At 72.0% G+C, this 23,421-nt stretch carries 21 protein-coding genes; 14 read left to right on the top strand and 7 right to left on the bottom strand.

Going from position 1 to position 23,421, the window contains the following annotated elements; genetic code table 11:
• Positions 1-4: 4 nt before the first annotated feature.
• A complete protein-coding gene (gene clpB / locus ACGFYY_RS17335) occupies positions 5-2,605 on the top strand; it encodes an ATP-dependent chaperone ClpB (protein WP_393710225.1) in 2,601 nt (866 codons plus the stop codon).
• Between the two features lie 3 nt (positions 2,606-2,608).
• Here clpB and ACGFYY_RS17330 read toward each other — a convergent pair whose 3' ends face one another.
• Entirely contained in the window at positions 2,609-3,073 is a 465-nt protein-coding gene (locus ACGFYY_RS17330) for a hypothetical protein (protein WP_393710223.1), read from the bottom strand.
• A 117-nt stretch (positions 3,074-3,190) separates the two neighbouring features.
• Between ACGFYY_RS17330 and ACGFYY_RS17325 the strand changes: the two genes are divergently transcribed.
• Complete coding sequence (locus tag ACGFYY_RS17325) at positions 3,191-3,736, top strand: YbjN domain-containing protein (protein WP_393710221.1); 546 nt, start codon at positions 3,191-3,193, stop codon at positions 3,734-3,736.
• Positions 3,737-3,739: 3 nt separating this feature from the next.
• Here the strand turns inward: ACGFYY_RS17325 and ACGFYY_RS17320 are convergent, their stop codons facing one another.
• Positions 3,740-4,930, bottom strand: coding sequence for a glycosyltransferase family 39 protein (locus tag ACGFYY_RS17320; RefSeq protein WP_393710219.1), 1,191 nt, complete (start codon positions 4,928-4,930; stop codon positions 3,740-3,742).
• 160 nt (positions 4,931-5,090) lie between these two features.
• A complete protein-coding gene (locus ACGFYY_RS17315) occupies positions 5,091-6,281 on the bottom strand; it encodes a pyridoxal phosphate-dependent aminotransferase (RefSeq protein WP_393710217.1) in 1,191 nt (396 codons plus the stop codon).
• 803 nt (positions 6,282-7,084) lie between these two features.
• On the opposite strand from ACGFYY_RS17315, the gene ACGFYY_RS17310 reads away from it, so the two are divergent.
• The 11 genes from ACGFYY_RS17310 to ACGFYY_RS17260 all read left to right on the top strand — a co-directional run bounded on the left by ACGFYY_RS17310 (position 7,085) and on the right by ACGFYY_RS17260 (position 18,002).
• The gene (locus ACGFYY_RS17310) at positions 7,085-7,633 is read left to right on the top strand and encodes a DUF2617 family protein (RefSeq protein ID WP_365273236.1); all 549 of its coding nucleotides are present in this window, start codon (positions 7,085-7,087) and stop codon (positions 7,631-7,633) included.
• 115 nt (positions 7,634-7,748) lie between these two features.
• On the top strand, positions 7,749-9,392 hold the full coding sequence (locus ACGFYY_RS17305) for a polyamine aminopropyltransferase (RefSeq protein WP_393710215.1): 1,644 nt from the start codon (positions 7,749-7,751) through the stop codon (positions 9,390-9,392).
• A gap of 32 nt (positions 9,393-9,424) precedes the next feature.
• On the top strand, positions 9,425-10,273 hold the full coding sequence (locus tag ACGFYY_RS17300) for an SRPBCC family protein (RefSeq protein WP_393710213.1): 849 nt from the start codon (positions 9,425-9,427) through the stop codon (positions 10,271-10,273).
• A gap of 32 nt (positions 10,274-10,305) precedes the next feature.
• Entirely contained in the window at positions 10,306-11,094 is a 789-nt protein-coding gene (locus tag ACGFYY_RS17295) for an aldose 1-epimerase (RefSeq protein WP_393710211.1), read from the top strand.
• A gap of 100 nt (positions 11,095-11,194) precedes the next feature.
• Positions 11,195-11,734, top strand: coding sequence for an orotate phosphoribosyltransferase (gene pyrE, locus ACGFYY_RS17290; protein ID WP_393710209.1), 540 nt, complete (start codon positions 11,195-11,197; stop codon positions 11,732-11,734).
• Positions 11,735-12,241: 507 nt separating this feature from the next.
• Positions 12,242-13,264, top strand: a complete 1,023-nt coding sequence (fbaA, locus tag ACGFYY_RS17285) for a class II fructose-bisphosphate aldolase (RefSeq protein WP_030012792.1) — start codon at positions 12,242-12,244, stop codon at positions 13,262-13,264.
• 191 nt (positions 13,265-13,455) lie between these two features.
• Positions 13,456-14,223, top strand: coding sequence for a ScbR family autoregulator-binding transcription factor (locus ACGFYY_RS17280; protein WP_393710206.1), 768 nt, complete (start codon positions 13,456-13,458; stop codon positions 14,221-14,223).
• Positions 14,224-14,301: 78 nt separating this feature from the next.
• Positions 14,302-14,715, top strand: coding sequence for a DUF3151 domain-containing protein (locus ACGFYY_RS17275; protein ID WP_365273253.1), 414 nt, complete (start codon positions 14,302-14,304; stop codon positions 14,713-14,715).
• 166 nt (positions 14,716-14,881) lie between these two features.
• Positions 14,882-15,736 carry a tryptophan 2,3-dioxygenase family protein gene (locus ACGFYY_RS17270; RefSeq protein WP_393710203.1) on the top strand — a complete coding sequence of 285 codons (855 nt, stop codon included), beginning with the start codon at positions 14,882-14,884 and terminating at the stop codon, positions 15,734-15,736.
• Positions 15,729-16,952, top strand: a complete 1,224-nt coding sequence (gene kynU, locus ACGFYY_RS17265; protein WP_393710201.1) for a kynureninase — start codon at positions 15,729-15,731, stop codon at positions 16,950-16,952. Before ACGFYY_RS17270 ends, kynU begins: the two co-directional genes overlap by 8 nt.
• Positions 16,953-17,123: 171 nt before the next feature.
• The gene (locus ACGFYY_RS17260) at positions 17,124-18,002 is read left to right on the top strand and encodes an alpha/beta hydrolase (protein ID WP_393710199.1); all 879 of its coding nucleotides are present in this window, start codon (positions 17,124-17,126) and stop codon (positions 18,000-18,002) included.
• A 163-nt stretch (positions 18,003-18,165) separates the two neighbouring features.
• Here ACGFYY_RS17260 and ACGFYY_RS17255 read toward each other — a convergent pair whose 3' ends face one another.
• From ACGFYY_RS17255 to ACGFYY_RS17240, 4 genes are all read right to left on the bottom strand, one after another.
• Complete coding sequence (locus ACGFYY_RS17255; RefSeq protein ID WP_393710316.1) at positions 18,166-19,128, bottom strand: MASE1 domain-containing protein; 963 nt, start codon at positions 19,126-19,128, stop codon at positions 18,166-18,168.
• Positions 19,129-19,393: 265 nt separating this feature from the next.
• Positions 19,394-20,230: a PP2C family protein-serine/threonine phosphatase gene (locus tag ACGFYY_RS17250; RefSeq protein WP_393710197.1), complete on the bottom strand. Its 837-nt coding sequence runs from the start codon at positions 20,228-20,230 to the stop codon at positions 19,394-19,396.
• 114 nt (positions 20,231-20,344) lie between these two features.
• Positions 20,345-20,833: a carboxymuconolactone decarboxylase family protein gene (locus ACGFYY_RS17245; protein WP_393710195.1), complete on the bottom strand. Its 489-nt coding sequence runs from the start codon at positions 20,831-20,833 to the stop codon at positions 20,345-20,347.
• A 204-nt stretch (positions 20,834-21,037) separates the two neighbouring features.
• Entirely contained in the window at positions 21,038-22,321 is a 1,284-nt protein-coding gene (locus tag ACGFYY_RS17240) for an adenylosuccinate synthase (protein ID WP_365273268.1), read from the bottom strand.
• 184 nt (positions 22,322-22,505) lie between these two features.
• Between ACGFYY_RS17240 and ACGFYY_RS17235 the strand changes: the two genes are divergently transcribed.
• Positions 22,506-23,339, top strand: coding sequence for a diacylglycerol kinase (locus ACGFYY_RS17235; protein WP_393710314.1), 834 nt, complete (start codon positions 22,506-22,508; stop codon positions 23,337-23,339).
• Positions 23,340-23,421: the final 82 nt, after the last annotated feature.

Genomic DNA, 23,421 nt, shown 5'->3' with positions numbered 1-23,421 from the left:
CACCGTGGACGCCGAGCTGACCAACAAGAGCCGGGACGCGCTGAACGCGGCCACCAGCAGGGCCGTCAAGGACGGCCACGCGGATCTGACCCCCGCGCACCTCCTGCTGGCCCTGCTCGCCGGCGAGGACAACGAGAACGTCATCGACCTGCTGGTCGCCACCGACGCCGACCAGGCCGCCGTACGGGCCGGAGCCGAGCGCCTGCTCGCCGCCCTGCCCAGCGTCACCGGCTCCACGGTCGCGCCCCCGCAGCCCACCCGCGAGCTGCTCGCCGTACTCGCCGAGGCGGACGCGGAGGCGGGCAAGCTCGGCGACGACTACCTCTCCACCGAACACCTCCTCATCGCCGTCGCCGCCAAGGGCGGCGCGGTCGGCGAGGTCCTTTCCACCCAGGGCGCGACGGCGAAGAAGCTGCTCGACGCCTTCGAGAACGCACGAGGAGGACGGCGGGTGACCACCCCCGATCCCGAGGGCCAGTACAAGGCCCTGGAGAAGTTCGGCACCGACTTCACGGCGGCCGCGCGTGAGGGCAAGCTCGACCCGGTCATCGGCCGTGACCAGGAGATCCGGCGCGTCGTGCAGGTGCTCTCGCGCCGTACGAAGAACAACCCCGTGCTCATCGGCGAGCCCGGCGTCGGCAAGACCGCCGTCGTCGAGGGCCTGGCCCAGCGCATCGTCAAGGGCGACGTCCCCGAGTCCCTGAAGAACAAGCGCCTCGTCTCCCTGGACCTCGGCGCCATGGTCGCCGGCGCCAAGTACCGCGGCGAGTTCGAGGAGCGACTGAAGACCGTGCTGGCGGAGATCAAGTCCAGCGACGGTCAGATCATCACCTTCATCGACGAGCTGCACACCGTCGTCGGCGCGGGCGCCGGCGGCGACTCCGCCATGGACGCGGGCAACATGCTCAAGCCCATGCTGGCCCGCGGCGAGCTGCGGATGGTCGGCGCGACCACGCTCGACGAGTACCGCGAGCGGATCGAGAAGGACCCGGCGCTGGAGCGGCGCTTCCAGCAGGTGCTGGTCGCCGAGCCGTCCGTCGAGGACACGATCGCGATCCTGCGCGGGCTCAAGGGCCGTTACGAGGCCCACCACAAGGTCGTCATCAACGACAGCGCGCTGGTGGCCGCCGCGACCCTCTCCGACCGGTACATCACCTCCCGCTTCCTCCCCGACAAGGCCATCGACCTCGTCGACGAGGCCGCGTCCCGGCTGCGCATGGAGATCGACTCCTCCCCGCTGGAGATCGACGAACTCCAGCGCTCGGTCGACCGCCTGCGGATGGAGGAGCTGGCGCTGAGGAACGAGTCCGACCCGGCCTCGCTGGAGCGCCTGGAGAAGATCCGCAAGGACCTCGCCGACAAGGAGGAGGACCTGCGGGGCCTCACCGCCCGCTGGGAGAAGGAGAAGCAGTCCCTCAACCGTGTCGGTGAGCTGAAGGAGCGCCTGGACGACCTGCGCGGGCAGGCCGAGCGCGCCCAGCGCGACGGCGACTTCGACACCGCGTCCAAGCTGCTCTACGGGGAGATCCCGACCCTGGAGCGGGAGCTGGCGGAGGCCACCGAGGAGGAGGAAGAAGCCTCGAAGACCGGATCCTCCAAGGACTCGATGGTCAAGGACGAGGTCGGCCCCGACGACATCGCCGACGTGGTGGGCGCCTGGACCGGCATCCCGGCCGGCCGCCTGCTGGAGGGGGAGACCCAGAAGCTGCTGCGCATGGAGGACGAGCTGGGCCGCCGGCTGATCGGCCAGGGCGAGGCCGTACGGGCCGTCTCGGACGCCGTGCGCCGCACCCGGGCCGGTATCGCCGACCCGGACCGTCCGACCGGCTCCTTCCTTTTCCTCGGCCCGACGGGCGTGGGCAAGACGGAGCTGGCCAAGGCGCTCGCCGACTTCCTCTTCGACGACGAGCGGGCCATGGTCCGCATCGACATGTCGGAGTACGGCGAGAAGCACAGCGTGGCCCGCCTCGTCGGCGCCCCGCCCGGTTACGTCGGCTACGAGGAGGGCGGCCAGCTCACCGAGGCCGTGCGCCGCCGCCCGTACAGCGTGGTGCTCCTGGACGAGGTGGAGAAGGCCCACCCCGAGGTCTTCGACGTCCTGCTCCAGGTCCTCGACGACGGCCGGCTCACGGACGGCCAGGGCCGGACCGTGGACTTCCGCAACGCCATCCTGATCCTGACCTCGAACCTGGGCAGCCAGTTCCTGGTGGACCCGCTGACCCCGCCCGAGCAGAAGAAGCAGCAGGTCCTGGACGTGGTGCGGGCCTCCTTCAAGCCGGAGTTCCTCAACCGCCTGGACGACCTCGTGGTCTTCTCCGCACTGACCCAGGACGAGCTCGCGCACATCGCCGAGCTCCAGATCGGCCGCCTGGCCCGGCGCCTGGCCGACCGCCGGCTGACGCTGGACGTCACGCCCGAGGCCCTGGCCTGGCTGGCCGACAAGGGCAACGACCCGGCGTACGGCGCCCGGCCGCTGCGCCGCCTGATCCAGACGGCGATCGGCGACCGGCTGGCGAAGGAGATCCTCTCCGGCGAGGTCCGGGACGGCGACACCGTACGGGTCGACGTGGCGGGCGAGGACCTGCTCGTCGGCAAGGCGCTCTGAGCCTCAGGAGGCGTCGAAGCGGACCTTCGCGGTCGTCCCGACCTCCGGAGTGATCCGCAGCCGCAGCCCGGCCGCCCGGCCGGGCTGCGGCACGTCGTGGACGAGGCCGAAGCAGCCCTCGCTCTCCGGGTCGTAGTTGTCCGGATGCGGTCCCGGGCAGGCGACCCGCTCCGGTGCCTTCGGGAAGGACGCGACCCAGGCCTCGACATCGGCGTGCTCCATGCGGAACGAGCCGAGGACGCTCGCGCGGCCGTCCGCCGCGGCGGTCCGGTCGCACCTCCCGTCCCGGAAACCCGCAGGTGGGGCCATCCGGGCGAACTCCAGGACCGCCGCGCAGTCGGCCGTCCCCCGGGGGCCGTCGGCGTCGTCCGGATCCCCCACGGCCGACCACAGCACCCCGGCGCCCACGGCCAGCCCCACGGCCACCGCCACCCACAGGACCGGCTTCGACACGCCGCGCGTGGCCATGCATCCCCCTTACTCGGTTCTTACTCGTTCCGCCCGAAGCGGATCGTACGTGCGGGGCTGGACACAAGGTGGGCGCGATGGGGGAGGATGCAGGTATCCGCACGAAGGGAAAACACGGTGAGCATCGACCCGGCCTCGATTCCGAACTTCGGAGGGCAGCAGCCCGATCCGCAGGCCACAGGACCGGCGGGCCCCGTCGTCCCCGACCAGGATCTGGTCAAGCAGCTGCTGGAGCAGATGGAGCTCAAGTACGTCGTCGACGACGAGGGTGACCTCGCGGCGCCGTGGGAGGAGTTCCGCACGTACTTCATGTTCCGCGGCGAGGACGAGCAGCAGGTCTTCTCGGTGCGGACCTTCTACGACCGTCCGCACAAGATCGACGAGAAGCCGCAGCTTCTCGAGTCGATCGACGACTGGAACCGCCGCACCCTGTGGCCGAAGGTCTACAGCCACACGCACGACGACGGCTCGGTCCGTCTGATCGGTGAGGCGCAGATGCTGATCGGCACCGGCGTCAACCTGGAGCACTTCGTGTCCTCCACGGTCAGCTGGGTCCGCGCGTCCATCGAATTCGACAAGTGGCTCGTCGAGCAGCTCGGCCTGGAGCAGGACATCGACTCCACCGACGGCGACGACGACAGCAACGGCGAAGCCAACGCCTAGCCGTTACAGCGGTACGCGGGCGATGAGCAGCAGATACAGCCCGTAGCCGTAACCGAGCCCGGCCACCACCGCGGTCACCACGACCGCGGTGCGAGGCCGGGCTCTCGCCATGACGGCGGCCATCGGCAGGAGCAGCGGAAAGGCCGGCAGCAGGAAGCGCGGCTTGGACTCGAAGAAGCCGGCCCCGCCGAAGCCGATGACCAGCAGGATCGCGGTGTACACGAACAGGGGCAGCGGGATGCGGTCCAGTACCAGCAGTACCGCCAGCAGCCCGGCCGCGGCCAGCAGGACCACCGTCACGGTGGTGGCGAGCGGCACGTGCCCGCCGGTCAGCACCCGCTCGGCCGAGCGCAGCGCCCCGACGCCGAAATCGAAGCGGGAGCCCCAGCCGCGCTGGACGGCGAAGTAGCCGCCCAGGGGGTCGCCCACCCGCACGCCCACGGCCAGGACGTACGCCGTCCAGCCCGCCGGTGCCACCAGCCCGGCCAGCCACACCTCGGGTGCCCGGGATCTTCGTACGACCAGGGCGTGCAGGGCCACGACCGAGACGGCGGCCGCGACGGCCAGCCCGGTGGGTCGGGTCAGTCCGGCCAGTACGGCGAGACCGGCGGCCCACAGCCAGCGCTCGCGCAGCAGGGCGTACAGCGCCCAGGCGGCGAAGGCGGCCAGCAGGGCCTCGGTGTAGGCCAGGGTGAGCACCACCGCGTGCGGCAGCGCCGCCCACAGACCCACGAGCAGCAGCCCGGCGCGCGGGCCGATCACCCGCTCTCCGACCCGGTAGATCCCGACGGCGGCCACGGCGGCGGAGACCCAGGCGACGAGGAGCGCGGCGGGGACGGCCCCGCCGGGCAGTATCCCGGAGACGAGCCGTATCAGGGCGGGGTACAGCGGGAAGAAGGCGTGGTCGCTCTGCACGGACCCGGTCCCGGTGGCGGCCTCGGGCCACATCAGGGTCCGCCCGTAGCCGTGCGCGGCGATCCGCAGGTACCAGTCGGAGTCCCAGGACCTGCCGAGCACCTTCAGCGGATCCCGCCCGGTCCACCAGGCCCCGAGGCCGAGCACCAGCACCCCGGCCCCGCGCACGGCGGCGAACACCCCGAGCGCGATCACCGTGGTCGGCGCGGCCGAGCGCACGGCCCGAACCGCGCGCATCTCCAGCGGCGACACGGACACGCCGATTCTGCCCGTTGCCATCGATCCCCGACTTTCCAGCTCGCGGTGGGTCCGCTCACCCGGCGGTGAGGGCTTGGGGCACGTGCACGACGCACAGCTTCACACCGCCCCCACAACCCCGCAAGGACGCGGGATGTCCGCTGTGGGAACGGCAGTTCCGGCCTGAGCCGGCAGACACCCCCTAGAGCCGGCGCAGCCGCTCGGCGGCCTCGCGCAGAACGCCCTCGCGCTTGCAGAAGGCCCAGCGGACCTGGGTGGCGCCCGCGCTCCGGTCGTCGTAGAAGACCTGGTTCGGGATGGCGACCACGCCGCAGCGTTCCGGGAGGGCGCGGCAGAAGGCGAGGCCGTCCTTCTCGCCGAGGGGGGTGATGTCCGTGGTGATGAAGTACGTGCCCTGCGGGCGGAAGACCTCGAAGCCGGCCGCCGCGAGGCCGTCGGCGAGGATGTCGCGCTTGGCGGCCAGGTCGGCGCGGAGGGTGTCGTAGTAGCTGTCGGGCAGGGCGAGGGCCTCGGCGATCGCGTACTGGAAGGGGCCGGAGGACACGTAGGTGAGGAACTGCTTCACCGAGCGGACCGCCGTGATCAACTCCGGGGAGGCGGTGATCCAGCCGACCTTCCAGCCCGTGAACGAGTAGGTCTTCCCGGCAGAGGAGATGGTGACCGTGCGCTCGCGCATGCCCGGGAGGCCGGCCAAGGGGGTGTGGGCGCCCTCGAAGACCAGGTGCTCGTACACCTCGTCCGTGACGACCAGCAGGTCGCGCTCGACCGCCAGCTCGGCGATCGCCGTCAGCTCGGCCGGGGTCAGGACGGTGCCCGTCGGGTTGTGCGGGGTGTTCAGGAGCAGCAGGCGGGTGCGCGGGGTGACGGCGGCGCGCAGCTCGTCCAGGTCGAGGGCGAAGGCCCCGGCGTGCGGACGCAGGGTGACGGGTACGCGGACCGCGCCGGCCATGGCGATGCAGGCAGCGTACGAGTCGTAGTACGGCTCCAGGGCGATGACCTCGTCGCCCGGCTCCAGGAGGGCGAGGAGGGCGGCGGCGATGGCCTCCGTGGCGCCCGCCGTGACGAGGACCTCGGTGTCGGGGTCGTGAGCGAGACCGTAGAAGCGCTGCTGGTGGGCGGCGATCGCGGTGCGCAGCTCCGGGACGCCCGGCCCCGGCGGGTACTGGTTGCCGCGTCCCGTCAGGACGGCGCGGGAGGCCGCCTCGGCGATCTCCGCCGGGCCGTCGGTGTCGGGGAAACCCTGGCCGAGGTTGATCGAACCGGTGCGCGTGGCCAGCGCCGACATCTCCGCGAAGATCGTCGTGCCGAAGGCCGCCAGGCGGCGGTTCAGGAAGGGGCGGTCGCTGCTCACGGGGGTGCTCATGGTCGTCATCCTGAGGGCAACCTCTGGACTTCCTCAAGTGTGCTTTGGGTCGCGGGGCACGCGGGCATTCCCCCTTCACGCGGGACGCGGGGATCCCGCTCCCCCGGGAAGACCGGGGTGTGAGAGAGGTGGCGGACATGGGGTTCGTCTTCGTAGTGATCCTGCTCTTCGTCGCGGCGTACTTCCTTACCAAGCTGGTCCGGTCGTCCACGCGACGCAGCTCGTCCCGACGCCGTGGCCGCGGTGGCCACGGCAGCTGGTGGTCGGGTGACGGTGGCGGCGACTCGGGGGGCGGCTGCGGATCCTCCTCGTCGTGCGGGGGATCGTCCTCCTCGTGTGGTGGTGGCGGCGGGTGCGGTGGCGGGTCCAGCTGACACCGGGCCGGCCGGCACCGGGCACCGGGCACCGGACGGCGTGTGTCGAGCACCGTGTGTCGAGCACCGCCGGGTACGCGTCCGGTGCTCTCCGGGTACTCGCTCGGCACATGCCCGGCACCCGCGCCGCACCGCGTGGACGAGGGCGTTCGACGGTTCGATCACCGTCCGGCGCCCTCTCGTTCGTCGATGCATGACGACGCGCGGGACGCAACCTGTTGAACACGTGAACTGCGGAGCCCCCGGGGGGATGTAAACCCCGTCAAGTTGGGTAATAACGCTGTGAGTGCCGTGCCTTTCATGATTCCCTCGGTTGAGTAGACCAGTCCTCGGACCTCCCGGGACTTCCTGTGGACCCGTGCCGGTTTCCCCCCACCCGTGCTTGCTACCGCTGGCGGGCCCCGGCCCATCTCCCTCGCGCGTTTGCGGAGCCGACTCATGCTCACGACCCTCCAGACCTCATACACCGACACGCGTGCCGCCGATCTCGCCTGGGCCCTGGGTCGGGACCGGCTGCCCGCCCTGGCCGTACTGAACCTCGAACTTTCGGGGGCGAAGGTGGAGTTGCGCCTGCTCGGGGCCTCCCACCAGGTGCTTCTGGAGGAGGGGGAGGTGCTCTGCTCGGAGACCGTCGCCTGTATGCCCGGCAGCAGCACGCCGCTGCCCCTCGGCGTGGCCAAGCGGGTCGGCGACTGGGAGTACGAGTTCGCCGCGCGGGTCGAGACCCTCTCCCGCGGCTCCTTCGCCGGGCGGGCCCAGGAGTTGCTCGCACTGGTGGCGGACCACCCGAACGGACTAGCGGGGACCTTTCCCGGAAGTCCGCACGCCTTCACCGCCATGCTCGCGCAGCGCTACGAGGGGCAGGTGCGCTGGCGCACCTGGCACGCCTACCCGCAGGAGGGTCAGCTGGTGGCCACCCGGACACGGGTGGGCGTACGCATCGGGGCGCCCGCGGGGGCGGCGCTGGAAACCCCCGCGCTCCTGTAGCGGGCGCGGGGGCGCGATCGTCCCACCATGGTTACGCCAACTGGCGGGATCAGTACGTCACTTGCACCCATGTGGGTGACCGGATGCAGGTGGGTGGTGACGTACGGTTCGCTTCATGATCGACCGTTCCGTCCCGCGCCGGGTGCTCCCGGCCCCGGAGCCGCGGGGCGCCGCGACCGTCCCGGCCGCCCTGCCCGTACGGCCCCGGACCGGCCGACTCCTCGTCCTGGCCACCGTGTTCATCTGCGCCGCCTGCGGGCTCGTGTACGAGCTGGAGCTGCTCGCCCTCGGGACCTACCTCGTCGGCGACTCCGTCACCCAGGCGTCGGTCGTGCTGTCCGTCATGGTCTTCGCCATGGGCGTCGGCTCCCTGCTCGCCAAGCGCTTCCGGCACCGGCCCGCCTTCGGCTTCGGCGCCATCGAGGCCGGGCTGGCCCTGCTCGGCGGGCTGTCGGCCATAGCGCTGTACGCGAGCTTCGCCTGGCTCGGGGAGTCCCGCCCCGCGCTCGTCGCCTTCTCCTTCGCCATCGGGGTGCTCATCGGCGCCGAGATCCCGCTGCTGATGGTCCTCATCCAGCGCATCCGTAGACAGGACGCGGGCGGGGCCGTCGCCGACCTGTTCGCCGCCGACTACGTGGGCGCCCTGGTCGGCGGCCTCGCCTTCCCCTTCCTGCTGCTCCCGATGCTCGGCCAGCTCACCGGCGCCATGGTCACCGGCACCGTCAACGTGATCGTCGGCGGCGGGCTGGTCCTGTGGCTGTTCCGCCGCGACCTGAGCAGACGCTGCCGCTGGCTGCTGATCGGAGCGAACCTGACCGTTCTGGCCGTGCTCGCCTCCGCGACCGTCCTCGCCGACGACTTCGAGCGCAACGCCCGGCGCGCCGTCTACGGCGGGGAGGTCCGCGTCGCCGTCCGGACGGAGGTGCAGGAGCTGGTGCTCACCGGCCCGGGGACCGGCTCCCCGCGCTCCCTCGACCTCTACCTGGACGGACGGCTACGGGTCAGCGGCTACGACGAGTACCGCTACCACGAGGCCCTGGTCCACCCCGCGATGACCGGCCCGCACAACCGCGTCCTCGTCCTCGGCGGCGGCGACGGGCTCGCCGCGCGCGAGGTGCTCCGCTACCCGGACGTCTCCTCGGTCACCGTCGTCGAACTCGACCCCGGCGTGGTCCGCCTCGCCCGCACCGATCCGATGCTCTCCGCGCTCAACGCCCGGGTGTACGAGGACCCGCGCCTCGCCGTCGTCACGCAGGACGCCTTCCGCTGGCTGCGGGGGCCGGCCTCCGGCGACCGCTTCGACGTCATCGTCTCCGACCTCCCCGACCCGGGCATCACCCCCAGCACGAAGCTGTACTCGCAGGAGTTCTACGGGCTGGCCGCACGGGCCCTGAGCCCCGGGGGCCGCATCGCCGTGCACGCCGGACCGCCGACCACGCGCCCGCGTGCGTACTGGACCGTCGACTCCACCCTCCGCGCGGCCGGCCTGCGCACCGCCCCCTACAGCGCGGGCGGTCGCCTCGCGGGCTTCGCCGCCGGACCCGACCGCACCCCCCACGGCGAGACCGACGTACCGCCGCAGGACTGGGGCTTCGTCCTGGCCGCCCGGGACCAGGAACCGCCCCTGCGCGTGGACCGCGACACGCCCGCGCTGCGCTCGCTCTCGACCCGTTCCCTGCAGGACGCCGCACGCGACGCGGAACGCACCCGGCTGCCCGGACTCCCCCCGTCGACCCTGCCGCACCCGCGCTATTCGTGACCCGATGCGGTCTCGTCGGTAGGCTCGACCACATGGAGCATCAGGTGTTCGTCCCGGTACCGGCAGACGATCTCCGCGCCGTGCTGCGCGACCCCGCCCGGGTGGCCCGGTGCGTGCCGGGACTCCAGCAGGACGCCGACACCGACGCCGGGCCGGTCTCGGGCCGGCTCAAGGTCCGGGTCGGCGGGAGCACCGTGACCTACCGGGGCGCCCTGACCGTCACCGAGCGGGACCCCGGGCACTTCGCCTTCGACGGTGAGGGCACGGAGGTCCGAGGCAGCGGAACGGTGAAGTTCTCCCTCGAACTGCGCCTGACCCCGACCCCGGACGGGACCCGGCTGGACTTCACCGCCGGGGCCACCGCCGACGGGCGCGCCGCCGCCTTCCCGCCCGAGGCCACGGCCACCGCCGTGGTGCGGCTGCTGGACCGGGCCGCCGGACAGCTGACCCTCGGCGCCGCGCCCGAGGCCGGACCCGACGCCGTGCACGACCCGGTGGCCGAGGCCGAGGAGGCGGAGGGCGGCGAGGGCGCAGCGGGCGGACAGGGGCCCGGATACGTCGAGGACGACGTCACCGAGGTCACCGCCTCCCTCTTCGAGACCGATGTCCCGCCGCCGTCGCTGGACCCCTTCCTCGCCGGACGGTTCGAGGGTTCCGACGGAGCCCCGCGGCCGCCGGCCGAGGCCGCTCACGCCCGCCGGACCATGATCGGCCGCAGTGCGGAGGAGGTGGACCACGCGCCACCGCGCGGCCGGTACGCCCCGGTCCCCGCGCCCGCCTCGGCCGGCGCCGGCGACAGCCTGCGGTGGATCGCCCCGGCCGCCGCCTTCGCGTTGGCCTCGGCGGTCGTCATCGGCCGTGCCCTGCGCCGTCGTCGCTGATCCGGGGGCCCGACCGCATTAGGGTCGACCGTATGAGTACGCAACTGAGCGCCGGCGGCGCCGAGGTGACGGTCGACCAGGAGAACGGCTGCCGGATCAGCAGCCTGCGCATCGACGGAACGGAACTGCTGCGCCAGGGACCGAGGTTCGGAGCCTTCCCGATGGTCCCGTGGTGCGGTCGGGTCGCGAACGGACGCTTTCATGACGGCGCGACCGTCCATCAGATGCCGCTCAACCACCCGCCGCACGCGCTCCACGGCTTCGGCCGGGACGCGCCCTGGCGCCCGGCCGGGGCCACCGCCACCGAGGCCGCCTTCGCCTACGACCTCGCCGACCCGTGGCCGTACCCCGGGAGGGTGACCCAGGTCGTCACGCTCGCCGAGGACTCGCTGACGCTCGCCATGGGCGTCGAGACGTACGCGGACTCCTTCCCGGCCCAGGTCGGCTGGCACCCCTGGTTCCTGCGCAACCTGGGGACCGGCGGCCCGGACGCGGAGGTCTCCTTCGAGCCCGGATGGCAGGAGGAGCGCGGCGAGGACCACATCCCCACCGGCAGGCGCATCGACCCGAAGCCCCGCCCCTGGGACGACTGCTTCGGCATGCCGCACGGCGTGGACGTCACCCTCACCTGGCCGGGCGCCCTCGAACTACGGGTCACCAGCCGGGCCGAATGGGTGGTCATCTACGACGAGGAGCCCGAGGCCGTCTGCGTGGAGCCGCAGTCGGGTCCGCCGAACGGGCTGAATTCCCTTCCGCGCCTGGTCACCCCGGTCGATCCGCTGGAGGTCTCCACGACCTGGACCTGGCGCCGCCTCGGCTAGGCCCTCTCTTCCGGATCAGGCCGGGCAGCCCCCGCGAGTCCGGCACGACCGACGAGACGCCGCCTAGGTCGCTCGCGGGGGCACCTCTAAGCTCAGAGGCATGAGTGACGTACGCGATGCGCTTCTGCAGCAGATCAAGGACAAGGCCGTCGTGCACGGCAAGGTGACCCTCTCCTCCGGCCTCGAGGCCGACTACTACATCGACCTCCGCCGGATCACCCTCGACGGCGAGGCGGCCCCGCTGGTCGGCCAGGTCATGCTCGACCTCACGGCCGAGCTCGAATTCGACTGCGTCGGCGGCCTGACCCTGGGCGCCGACCCGGTCGCGACCTCCATGCTGCATGCCTCCGCGGCGCGCGGCGAGCGCCTGGACGCCTTCGTCGTCCGCAAGGCGCAGAAGGCCCACGGCATGCAGCGCCGTATCGAGGGCACCGACGTGAAGGGCAAGCGCTGCCTGGTGGTCGAGGACACCTCGACCACCGGCGGGTCGCCGCTGACCGCCGTCGAGGCGGTCCGCGAGGCCGGTGGCGAGGTCGTCGCCGTCGCCACGATCGTCGACCGCGGTGCGGCCGACGCGATCGCCGCGGCCGGCCTGCCGTACCTCACCGGCTACCTCCTCCAGGACCTCGGCCTGTCCTAGTGCCGTGACCGGAAAGGTTCACCGGGTCGCGCTGCCCGGCACGGCACCTCGCCGCGTTGTCGGACCACGGCGGTACGTCCGGTACGAGCCGTGGCCCTCCGCCCGGGGGCCCCTCCCAGCGGTAGCTGGGGGAGATGCACCGCACCGGACAACGCGACCCGGCAAACCTTTCCGGTCACGGCACTAGCCGGTCTCTTCCGGATCTTGCCGGGCCCGGCCGCCCGCCGTGGCCCGGGGTCAGCCCCGGTCCCGGCCGCGTCCCGCCCGGTCCGGCCACCGCGAGAACTGGTGGAGAAGGTCCTCGGCCGCTCCTGGGACCGACCTGACCTGCCCTTTCCCGGACGCCCGGGGTGTTTCACGTGAAACATCCCGGGCCGTTCGCCCACCACGTGAGACCGGCAGTCTGGACCCCTGCGCCAAGTCTGGAAAGATAGGCGCGACGATGACGTCGCCCCCAGGTCAGGGCCCGCAATAAGCACACTCCCCGCACATCCAAGGAGCCGGCAGATGCCCATCGCAACCCCCGAGGTCTACAACGAGATGCTCGACCGGGCGAAGGCAGGCAAGTTCGCCTACCCGGCCATCAATGTGACCTCCTCCCAGACCCTGCACGCTGCCCTGCGCGGCTTCGCGGAGGCCGAGAGCGACGGCATCATCCAGATCTCCACCGGTGGTGCCGAGTTCCTGGGTGGCCAGCACAACAAGGACATGGTCACCGGCGCGGTCGCCCTGGCCGAGTTCGCGCACATCGTGGCCGCCAAGTACGACATCACGGTCGCCCTGCACACGGACCACTGCCCGAAGGACAAGCTGGACGGCTACGTACGTCCGCTGCTCGACATCTCCGCCGAGCGCGTGGCCCGCGGTCTGAACCCGCTCTTCCAGTCGCACATGTGGGACGGCTCCGCCGAGACCCTGGCCGACAACCTGGCCATCGGCCAGGAGCTGCTCGCCAAGGCCGTCGCCGCCAAGATCATCCTTGAGGTCGAGATCACCCCGACCGGCGGCGAGGAGGACGGCGTCAGCCACGAGATCAACGACGAGCTGTACACCACCGTCGACGACGCGATCCGTACCGCCGAGGCCCTCGGCCTGGGCGAGAAGGGCCGCTACCTGCTGGCCGCGTCCTTCGGCAACGTCCACGGCGTCTACAAGCCGGGCAACGTCGTCCTGCGCCCGGAGCTCCTCAAGGACCTCCAGGCCGGTGTCGCCGAGAAGTACGGCAAGGCCTCGCCGTTCGACTTCGTCTTCCACGGCGGCTCGGGCTCCACGGCCGAGGAGATCGCCACCGCGCTGGAGAACGGTGTCGTGAAGATGAACCTCGACACCGACACCCAGTACGCCTTCACCCGCCCGGTCGTGGACCACATGTTCAGCAACTACGCCGGTGTGCTGAAGGTCGACGGCGAGGTCGGTACGAAGTCCAAGTACGACCCCCGCACCTGGGGCAAGGCCGCCGAGGCGGGCATGGCCGCGCGCGTCGCCGAGGCGTGTGCGAACCTGCGCTCCACCGGCACCAAGCTGAAGTAGTCGGCCGCAGCGAGTCGAACCGAAGGGCCCGGCCCCCGTCCCACGACGGAGGCCGGGCCCTTCGGCGTCCCCGTCAGGGGTGACGGCGATGGTGGACGGCGACCGCACGATGGTGTGAACTGCCCCCGGAAGTACGTGTCGGGGGCATGTACGGACCGATCGGTCGGGGGCGGGGGAGAGGGCGTGTGCACATGAGGGCCGAACGAACGCAGGCGAAGCAGGACCGAGCCGTGCGCACCCGCCGGGCGATCCTGGAAGCCGCCGCGGTGGTGTTCGAGGACCGGGGCTACGGCGCGGCCACACTGACGGACATCGTCAAGCTCGCCCATGTCACCAAAGGCGCGCTCTACTTCCACTTCGACTCGAAGGAAGACCTGGCGCAGGCCGTGATCGACGCGCAGGTCATCATGCACGCGCCGGTCACCCCGCAGGAGTTCAGGGCGCAGGAGTTCGTCGACGTCGGCATGGTCTTCTCGCACCGCCTCCGTCACGACGTGCTGATGCGCGGCAGCGCCCGGCTCACCCTGGAGCAGATCGGTCGGGAGCTGGACCGGGCGAAGCCGTACCAAGGATGGATCGACCTGCACACCGCCTTGCTGGTGCAGGCGAAGGAGCACGGCGAACTGCTCCCGCACGTGGACCCGTCGGAGCCCTCGCGGCTGGTGGTCGGTGCCTTCGCCGGGCTCAACGTGATGTCGCAGACCCTCGGGCTCGACCTGGACCGGGAGATCTCGGCGCTCTACACGAACGTGCTGCCGAGCCTGGTGGTCCCGGCCGTGGCGGCCCGGCTCGACACCGCGCCGGGGCGCGGCGCGCGGGTGCTGCACGGCTCGGACGGGCCCCCGCCGTGCGACTGTTCGCCCCCGTCCCAGCCCCCGTCCCAGTCTCCGTCCCAGCCCCCGTCCCAGTCTCCGCCCGCGCCCCGCGAGCCGGTCGGGGCGACCGCCCCCGCGAACTGACGCCGCCCGCACCCGGCGGGCGACGACAACGGGGGGACGGCGGGTTCCGCGGACCACCGCACCCGGCAGACTGGGGGCATGTCCATTCACCAGAACCTGCTCGGGGGTCCCGCCCCCACCCACCTGCCCGACGAGCCGGGCCGCGAGGCCATCGCCGCCGGCACCCCCGCCGTCGAGGTGGCCGCCGCGCACCCCACGTCGTCCCTCGCCTGGGCGGTCCTCGCCGACGAGGCGTTCGCGGCCGGCAGCACCGTCGAGTCGTACGCCTACGCCCGTACGGGCTACCACCGTGGCCTCGACGCGCTGCGCCGCGCCGGTTGGAAGGGCCACGGCCCGGTCCCGTGGGAGCACGAGCCGAACCGCGGGTTCCTGCGCGCCCTGCACGCCCTGGCTCGCGCGGCCGAGGCGATCGGCGAGAAGGAGGAGTACGAGCGCTGCTCGACCTTCCTGCGTGACTCGTCCCCGACGGCCGCGGACACGCTGAGCTCCTGACTCCGTACGGCGGGGAGTGACACGCACCGAAATTGTGTGGTTCGTGTCACTCTCCGCTGGAGCGCCGGCGCGACGGGGTCCTATGATGCGGGCAGGGGACCGGGGCTCCACTCACCTCACGGAAGGGGCGGACCGCTACCCGGAAGCACGTGTCGAGGAGACAGCGATGTCGAAAACCCTTGATGCCTCCGGAGTCGGCGGGTCTGAAACCCCGAACCTCGACTTCGACGGCACCACCCCGTACGAGGACTACGTCCAGGCGGACGTTCTCACCCACCTCCAGCACCTCCGTTCGGACGACCCGGGCGAGATGGTCTTCCTGGTGACGACCCAGGTCATGGAGCTGTGGTTCACGGTCATCGTCCACGAGTGGGAGACCGCGGCGAATGCCCTGCGCGAGGACCGGATCCCGGTCGCGATGGACGCGCTGAAACGTTCCCTCCGCGAGCTGGAGGCCCTCAACGCCTCCTGGCGCCCGCTCGCCCAGCTCACCCCGGGACAGTTCAACGCCTACCGCGCCGCCCTCGGCGAGGGCTCCGGTTTCCAGTCGGCGATGTACCGCCGGATGGAGTTCCTGCTCGGCGAGAAGTCCTCCTCCATGCTGGTCCCGCACCGCGGTGCCCCGCGCGTCCACGCGGAGCTGGAGAAGGCCCTGCACGAGCCCAGCCTCTACGACGAGGTGCTGCGCCTGCTCGCCCGCCGCGGCCTGCCGGTCCCGGAGGCCGTCCTGAACCGCGACCTGTCGCTGCGCTACGAGCCGTCCCCCGAGGTCGAGGCCGTCTGGACGGGCCTGTACGCCGCCCCGGACGACAACGAGACCGTGGACCTGCACCGCCTCGGCGAGGTCCTCACGGACGTCGCGGAGCTCGTCTGGCGCTGGCGCAACGACCACCTGGTCGCCACCCGACGCGCGATGGGCGCGAAGACGGGCACGGGCGGCTCGGCCGGCGTGACCTGGCTGGAGAAGCGGGCGACGAAGAACGTCTTCCCGGAGCTCTGGACGGCCCGCAGCTATGTCTGACGCCTCCACGAACATAGCGACGGAGCCTTCGGCGGACCTGCGTGACCGGGCGGCCGAGCTGGACGCCGCCGACGGGCTCGCCAAGCTCCGCGAGCGCTTCACCCTCCCCGACGGGGTCGTCTACCTGGACGGCAACTCCCTCGGCGCGCTCCCGGCCGGCGTCGCGGACACCACCGCGGACGTCGTCGCCCGGCAGTGGGGCGAGCTCCTCATCCGGTCCTGGGACGAGAGCGGCTGGTGGACCGCGCCCGAGCGGATCGGCGACAAGCTCGCCCCGCTCGTCGGCGCGGCCCCCGGCCAGGTGGTCGTCGGTGACTCCACCAGCGTCAACCTCTTCAAGGCCCTGGTCGGTGCCGCCCGTCTCGCGGCCCCCGGCCGGACGAAGCTGCTGGTCGACGCGGCCACCTTCCCCACCGACGGCTACATCGCGCAGTCCGCGGCCCGGATGACGGGCCTGACGGTCGTCCCGGTGGACCCCACGCACGCCGCCGAGGCCATGGACGCGGACACCGCCGTGGTCCTCCTCAACCACGTCGACTACCGCAGCGGTCGGCTCCACGACCTGCCCGCCCTCACCACGGCCGCCCACGCCGCCGGGGCGATCACGGTCTGGGACCTGTGCCACTCCGCCGGAGCCCTCCCCGTCGGCCTCGACGCGCACGCCGTCGACCTCGCGGTGGGCTGCACGTACAAGTACCTCAACGGCGGCCCCGGCGCGCCCGCGTACCTGTACATCGCCGCCCGCCACCAGGCCGACTTCGACTCCCCGCTCCCGGGCTGGAACGGTCACGCGGATCCGTTCGCGATGACCCCGGCCTTCGAGGCGGCCGAGGGCGCGACCCGTGGGCGGGTCGGCACCCCGGACATCCTGTCCATGCTGGCCCTGGAGTCGGCGCTCGACGCCTGGGACGGGGTGTCCGTCGAAGACGTACGGGCCAAGTCCCTCGCCCTGACCGACTTCTTCCTCACCTGCGTGGCGGCGTACGTCCCGCAGGGCCGGGTCGAGTCGGTCACCCCCGTCGAGCACGGCCGCCGCGGCAGCCAGATCTCGCTGCGCACCGAGAACGCCCGCGAGGTCATGGGGGAGCTCATCTCCCGGGGCGTCATCGGTGATTTCCGCGCACCCGACGTCCTGCGCTTCGGCTTCACCCCGCTCTACGTCGGTTTTGCCGACGCGGAGCGTGCGGCGCGGACACTGGGTCACATTTTCGGGTGACTCGGTAGCGAAACGTCACATCACCGGGCGGGCGGGGCTACGGCTCCGTCCGCCCGGTCATATTCCGGGCCCCGCACGGAACTGCCTGTTCCGGACTGATACGGTCCCGCTCTGCCGGAACACCGGAACATCTGTCCCCGCTGTCCCACGCGTTACCGAGAGGTTGAGCCGATGACGGACCCCGCCGCAGTGGAACGGGACGCAGCGGAGGCGGACTCGGCCTTCGCCCACCCGGCCGTGGCGCCGGACGCGACCGCCGCGTACGGGGAACACCCCGACCACGTCGTCGACTTCTACGCCCCGCGCGGTGAGACCCAGGGGCCGGCCCCGCTCGTGGTCCTGCTGCACGGGGGCGCGTGGCGGGCCCCGTACGACCGGCAGCACGTCACGCCGTTCGCGGACTTCCTGGCCCGTCGGGGTTTCGCCGTAGCCAACGTCGAGTACCGGCGCGGTAGTTCACTGCCGCGTCAGAACGCCGAGGGGCCGGTCGCCGGGCGTTGGCCGGAGACCTTCGACGACGTCGCCGCCGCGATGGACGCCCTTCCGGGGCTGGCGGCCGACGCCCTCCCGCAGGCCGATGTCCGCCGCACGGTCGTCACCGGCCACTCGGCGGGCGGCCACCTCGCGCTGTGGGCCGCGGCCCGGCACGTACTCCCGGCCGGCTCCCCGTGGCGACTGCCCTCCGCGCCGATGCTGCGGGGCGTGGTGGCGCTGGCCCCGATCGCCGACTTCGCGGTGGCGGAGGACCTGGGCGTGTGCGGCGGCGCGAGCGCGCAGCTGCTGGGCGGGCCGGACCACTGGGACGAACGGCTGCCGTACGCCGATCCGGCGGCGCTGCTGCCGACCGGGATCGCCACGGCGGTGGTCCAGGGCCGGGACGACATCGTGGTCCCGCAGCAGGTCGCCGAGGCGTATGTGGCGGCGGCGGCCAAGGCGGGGGAGATGGTCGGGCTGACCCTCCTCGACGCCGTCGGCCACTTCCCGCTGATCGACCCGGCGGCGGACGCGTGCGCGGTGGTCGCCGAGGAGATCTCGCAGCTGGCCTGGTAGCACCCGGTGCCGGGGCCCCCGCCGCCGGTGCGGCCGGGGTGCGGCCGCGTACGGGCGCTCTCGTGGACGGCGGGCACCCCAGGATCCGGAGCAGGTCGCCTCCCGGCCGGGAAGGCCGGGCCGGGCACGTCCCGCGCGTACGACCGGCTCCGACAGCCGGCCTCTATCGCTCCGGTTTGCCCGGGGCCAGGTGCTCCACCAGTTCGGCGAGGTCCTCGCAGACCTGCTCGATCTTCAGCCGGACGTTGTTCTGCTCGGTGACCAGGGCCGACAGCAGCAGTCCGGTCAGGGCCGCCGCGCCGTTGAGGCCCTGGAGGTTGATCATGATCTCGAAGAGGGTGTGATGGGCGAACGGCCCGACGTGGGCGGTGGCCGCCGCGATCGTCAGGACCGACACCAACAAGGTGACCGGAGCGCTCCCGGCGAGCTGGAAGCGTACGGCCGCCCAGATGATCAGCGGGAAGACGAGGAAGAGCAGCGAGAGGGGGCTGCGGGTGGCCACCAGGCTGACGGCGACCGAGGCGACCACCAGGGCGGCCGCCTCGACCGTGCGATAGCCCTCCCGGGGCCGTCGGACCGTGGTGATCCGGCGCAGGACCAGCAGCAGCGGGGTCACCACGAGCACGCCCATCGCGTCCCCGGCCCACCAGGCCGACCAGACCGACCAGAACTGCGACGTCGGCAGGTCCCCGGTGAGCAGCAGCGTGCAGGTCCCGATCGTGGCGCTGATCAGCATGGGCAGCAGACCGCCCAGGAAGACCAGCGCCAGGGCGTCCCGCAGCCGGTCCATCTCGGTACGGAAGCCGACCCGGCGCAGCATCAGGTAGGCACACACGGGGGCGAGGACGTTCCCCGCGACGATGATCAGGCCGGGCAGGTCGAAATCGGTGATCTGCTCGATGGTCAGGTACGTACCGAGCGCGATCCCGGGCCATGCCCGCAGCCCCAGCCAGAGCAGGGAGGCCAGCGCGATGCCGGTCGGCAGCCACAGGGGTGTCACCTCGGCGCCGTTGACGACCACACGCTGGTGCAGGCCGATCAGCCCGCCCACGTAGTAGGCGACGGCGACGGCGAGGATCGGCAGCAGAGCTGCGGGCAGACGTCGCCATCCCTCGGTGCGCACCACAGCATCAGACAACAGCCCGGCGTCCCCGCGGGCCGTGACACGCGCGAGGGGGGCTCTTGCCGACCGGGCCGGGCCCGCGGACCGGCGGGGCCGGTGGGGGCTGCCTAGTGCCGTGACCGGAAAGGTTCACCGGGTTGCGCTGCCCGGCACGGCACCTCGCCGCGTTGTCGGACCACGGCGGTACGTCCGGTACGAGCCGTGGCCCTCCGCCTTGCGATGCACCGCACCGGACAACGCGACCCGGCAAACCTTTCCGGTCACGGCACTAGGGCGTCTCCCGCGGGTCGGGCCGGGCGTCGTGGGTGAGGACGAGTACGGCGGCGTCGTCCGTGTGGCCGGTGGAGTCGGCCACCTTCATCACCTCGGCGGCCAGCTCGCCCGGATCGGTGCCCGCGGCCTCCCGCACCACCTGGGCCACCCGCTCCAGTCCCACCTCGATCGGGAACTTCGGCCCCTCGACCACACCGTCGGTGAGCAGCACGATCGACCCGGCCTTCGTCAGGCGGCGGCGGGTCACCGCGTACCCCGCCCCGGGACCCAGGTTCAGCGGCAGACCGCCGTCGTCCTCGGCGATGCCGTACTCGCCGTCGACGGTGGCCCACACCGCCGGAACATGGCCGGCCCGGGCCGTCTCCAGTTCCCGGGTCTCCGGGTCGAAGCGGAGCAGACTGCAGGTGGCGAAGAGGTCGCGGTCCATGGAGAGCAGCACCTCGTTGGCCCGGCTCAGCACCTCGCCCGGATCGACGACGACGGCCGCCACGGCACGCAGGCAGATCCGGACCTGCCCCATGAAGGCGGCCGCCTCCACGTCGTGCCCCTGGACGTCACCGATGCAGAAGGCGAGAGCCCCCTCGGGCAGCCGGAAGCCGTCGTACCAGTCGCCACCGATGTCCAGGCCGTTCCGGGCGGGCGCGTACCGGGCGGCGGTCCGCAGGCCCGGCAGCGCGGGCAGCGAGGCGGGCAGCATCTCGCTCTGCAGCGCCTCGGCCAGTTCTACGCGGGCCTGCTGCAGCTCCACCCCACGGCGGGCCTGGTCGGCGAGCCGCCCGAGCGTGCTGAGCAGGTCGGCGCTGGCCGCCCGCGGGGCACGACGAGGAGTCATGGAACGCTCCGAGGTGCATCCATTCGTCCCTGCTTCCGCTGCGCGAAAAGCCCGTGGACATCATATTTCCGCCCACCCGGAACCCGCTCCCCGAGACCGTTCCCGCCCTGCGCCTCAGCCCCACTGCTCGTCGGCCAGCGAGCCGACCGGCTGCGGCTTGCCGATCACGGCCAGGGCGATGAAGAAGCCGATCTGCCCGATCGCGATGGTGAGGGTGGCGAGGGCCTTCTCGTCGTAGTGCGCGGCGACCTCGGCGTAGAGCTCGTCGGTGACCCGCTCCCGGCCGTGCGGGGCGGGCTGGAGGGTGGCCTCCACCAAGGCGAGGGCCGCGCGCTCGGCGGGCGTGAAGCAGGGGGCGTCCGCCCAGGAGGAGACGGCCGTGATGCGCTCCTCGGACTCCCCGGCCTTGCGCAGGAAGCCGGTGTTCAGGACGGTCAGGTACGTGTTGCCGACGATCTGCCCGGCGCGCAGGTGGACCAGGCTCGTCGTGGTCCGCGGCACGGAGCGGTTGCCGGTCGCCCGGAAGAGGGCGGCGCTGATGTCGTTCAGCTCGGGGACGAACTCGGCCGGGTTCGGCATCCGCGAGAGGGAGGTGTTCGTCATGGCTGCTGCTCTCCTTCGGTCGGTGTCTTCACAGCACTGACGGAGGGCGGCGGACGGATGTGACAGGGGGCGGGACATTTCTTTTCGGCGGTCGCTCCGGCGGTCGCCCGGTGGTCCCTTCGGCGGGCCCGCGGCGGTGCCGGGAACGCCGGAGGGGCGGCGGGCGCGGGTGCGCCTGCCGCCCCTCCGGGGGGACCGGGTCTCCTAGAGGAACGAGTTGATCTCGATCGTCTCGGTACGACCGGGGCCCACGCCGATCGCGGAGATCGGGGCGCCCGACATCTCTTCCAGGGCCTTGACGTAGGCCTGGGCGTTCGCCGGGAGATCCTCGAAGGTCTTCGCCTTGGTGATGTCCTCGGACCAGCCGGGGAGGTATTCGTAGATCGGCTTCGCGTGGTGGAAGTCCGTCTGCGAGTACGGCAGCTCCTCGACGCGCTTGCCGTCGATCTCGTACGCGACGCAGACCGGGATCTGCTCCCAGCCGGTCAGAACGTCCAGCTTCGTGAGGAAGAAGTCGGTGAGTCCGTTCACACGGGTGGCGTAACGTGCGATCGGCGCGTCGAACCAACCGCAGCGGCGGTCACGTCCGGTGGTCACGCCGCGCTCGCCGCCGATGCGGCGCAGGTCCTCGCCGTCCTGGTCGAACAGCTCGGTCGGGAACGGGCCGGCGCCGACTCGGGTCGTGTAGGCCTTGAGGATGCCGATGACGCGGCTGATCTTCGTCGGGCCCACGCCGGTGCCGGTGCAGGCGCCGCCGGCGGTCGGGTTGGACGAGGTGACGAAGGGATAGGTGCCGTGGTCGACGTCGAGCAGGGTGCCCTGTCCGCCCTCGAACAGCACGACCTTGTCCTCGTCCAGCGCGTTGTTGAGGATCAGCGTGGTGTCGGCGACGAACGGCTTGATCTGCTCCGCGTACTGGAGCATCTCCTCGACGATCTGGCCGGCCTCGATCGCGCGGCGGTTGTACAGCTTCGCGAGGAGCTGGTTCTTGCCCTCCAGCGCCGCTTCGACCTTCTGGATGAGGATCGACTCGTCGTAGAGGTCCTGGACGCGGATACCGACGCGGTTGATCTTGTCCGCGTACGTCGGGCCGATGCCGCGACCGGTGGTACCGATCTTGCGCTTGCCGAGGAAACGCTCGCCGACCTTGTCGAGGGTGACGTTGTACGGCGTGATCAGGTGCGCGTTGCCGCTGATGAGCAGCTTGGAGGTGTCGATGCCGCGCTCGTTCAGGCCGCGCAGCTCGGAGAGCAGGACGGCCGGGTCGACGACGACACCGTTACCGATGACCGGGGTGCATCCGGGGGAGAGGATGCCGGAAGGGAGAAGGTGCAGCGCGTACTTCTGGTCGCCTACGACGACCGTGTGGCCGGCATTGTTGCCGCCCTGGTAGCGCACCACATAGTCAACGGATCCACCGAGCAGGTCGGTGGCCTTTCCCTTGCCCTCGTCACCCCACTGAGCTCCGAGCAGCACAAGAGCGGGCACAGGCGTACACCTCTTCCGGATGGGGCATGTCCAAGGTCAGGGGGCGTACGACGATGTACACCGCAGGCTGAGCCGTCGGACCGGTACCCCGGAATAGACGAAGGCCCTGGCGCAATAGCGCAAGGGCCTCTTGCACAAAGATGCTACCCGAGGAAGGACCGAGGTGTCGGCTCCAGAGCCCACCATGAGCCAAGCGGGCGCGCCGGTAGGCGGCCTGCTCGTGCTCGTCGACCCGGTCGCCCGCCGTCTTGACGGCGAGTCCGTGCGGATCGCGAAGGATGTGTTGTCAGCGGGCGCGGCAGCGAAAATCTGCCTCCCGGATTCGCAGGAGGAATTTGCGCGGGCTCTTGCCCGCCGGGGTCATCGACGGCTGGTGATCGTCGGTGACGACCGCGCCCTGGTGCGCGCCGTGGGGCTGCTGCACCGGGAGCGCGGGCTGGGCGAGGGACCCCTGGCGCTGGTTCCGGTGGGCCCGGTCGGGTCGCTGGGGCTGGCGAGGTCCCTCGGCGTGCCGCTGTCGGCCGTCACCGCGGCCCGAGCCGTCCTCGACGGGGCGGTGCGCAGCTGTGACCTGCTGGTCGACGACAGCGATGGGGTGGTGCTCGGCGCGCTGCGGATTCCGCCGGTGCACGGGGTCCCGCGGCCCGCCGGGCCGTCGGTGTGGAGTGCGTACCGCTCGTTGGTCCGGACGCTGGTGCGGCCGGTGGCGGCGGCCGGCGGCGCGGCCACGAGCCGGCACCGGCTGCGCGTCGAGGCCGACGGGGTGCTGCTCGCGGACGTGGACCGGCCCGTGGAGGACATTTCGGTTCGCACCCGGGACGACGGCGGTCCGGCGGAGGTCGTGGTCCGGACGGGCGGCGGAAGCTCCGCCGAATCGACGGTCACGGCCCGGGCGAAGACGGTGACGGTGTCGGGCGCGGACTTCCGCTACCGCGCCGACGCGGCGCTGACCGGCCCGGTCCGCCGCCGTACGTGGACCCTGCGGCCGGGGGCATGGACGCTCACCGTGCCGAGGTGACCACACGGGGTGCGCGGTGAGCGTCGGACGCGCCTCCGCGCCTCGGCGCCCCCGCGGCTGACGGCTCCCCGGCACCTGGCCC

The organism is Streptomyces sp. NPDC048331, from assembly GCF_043201215.1.
Classification (GTDB): domain Bacteria; phylum Actinomycetota; class Actinomycetes; order Streptomycetales; family Streptomycetaceae; genus Streptomyces.
This window is presented reverse-complemented; position numbering and strand designations above follow the sequence as displayed.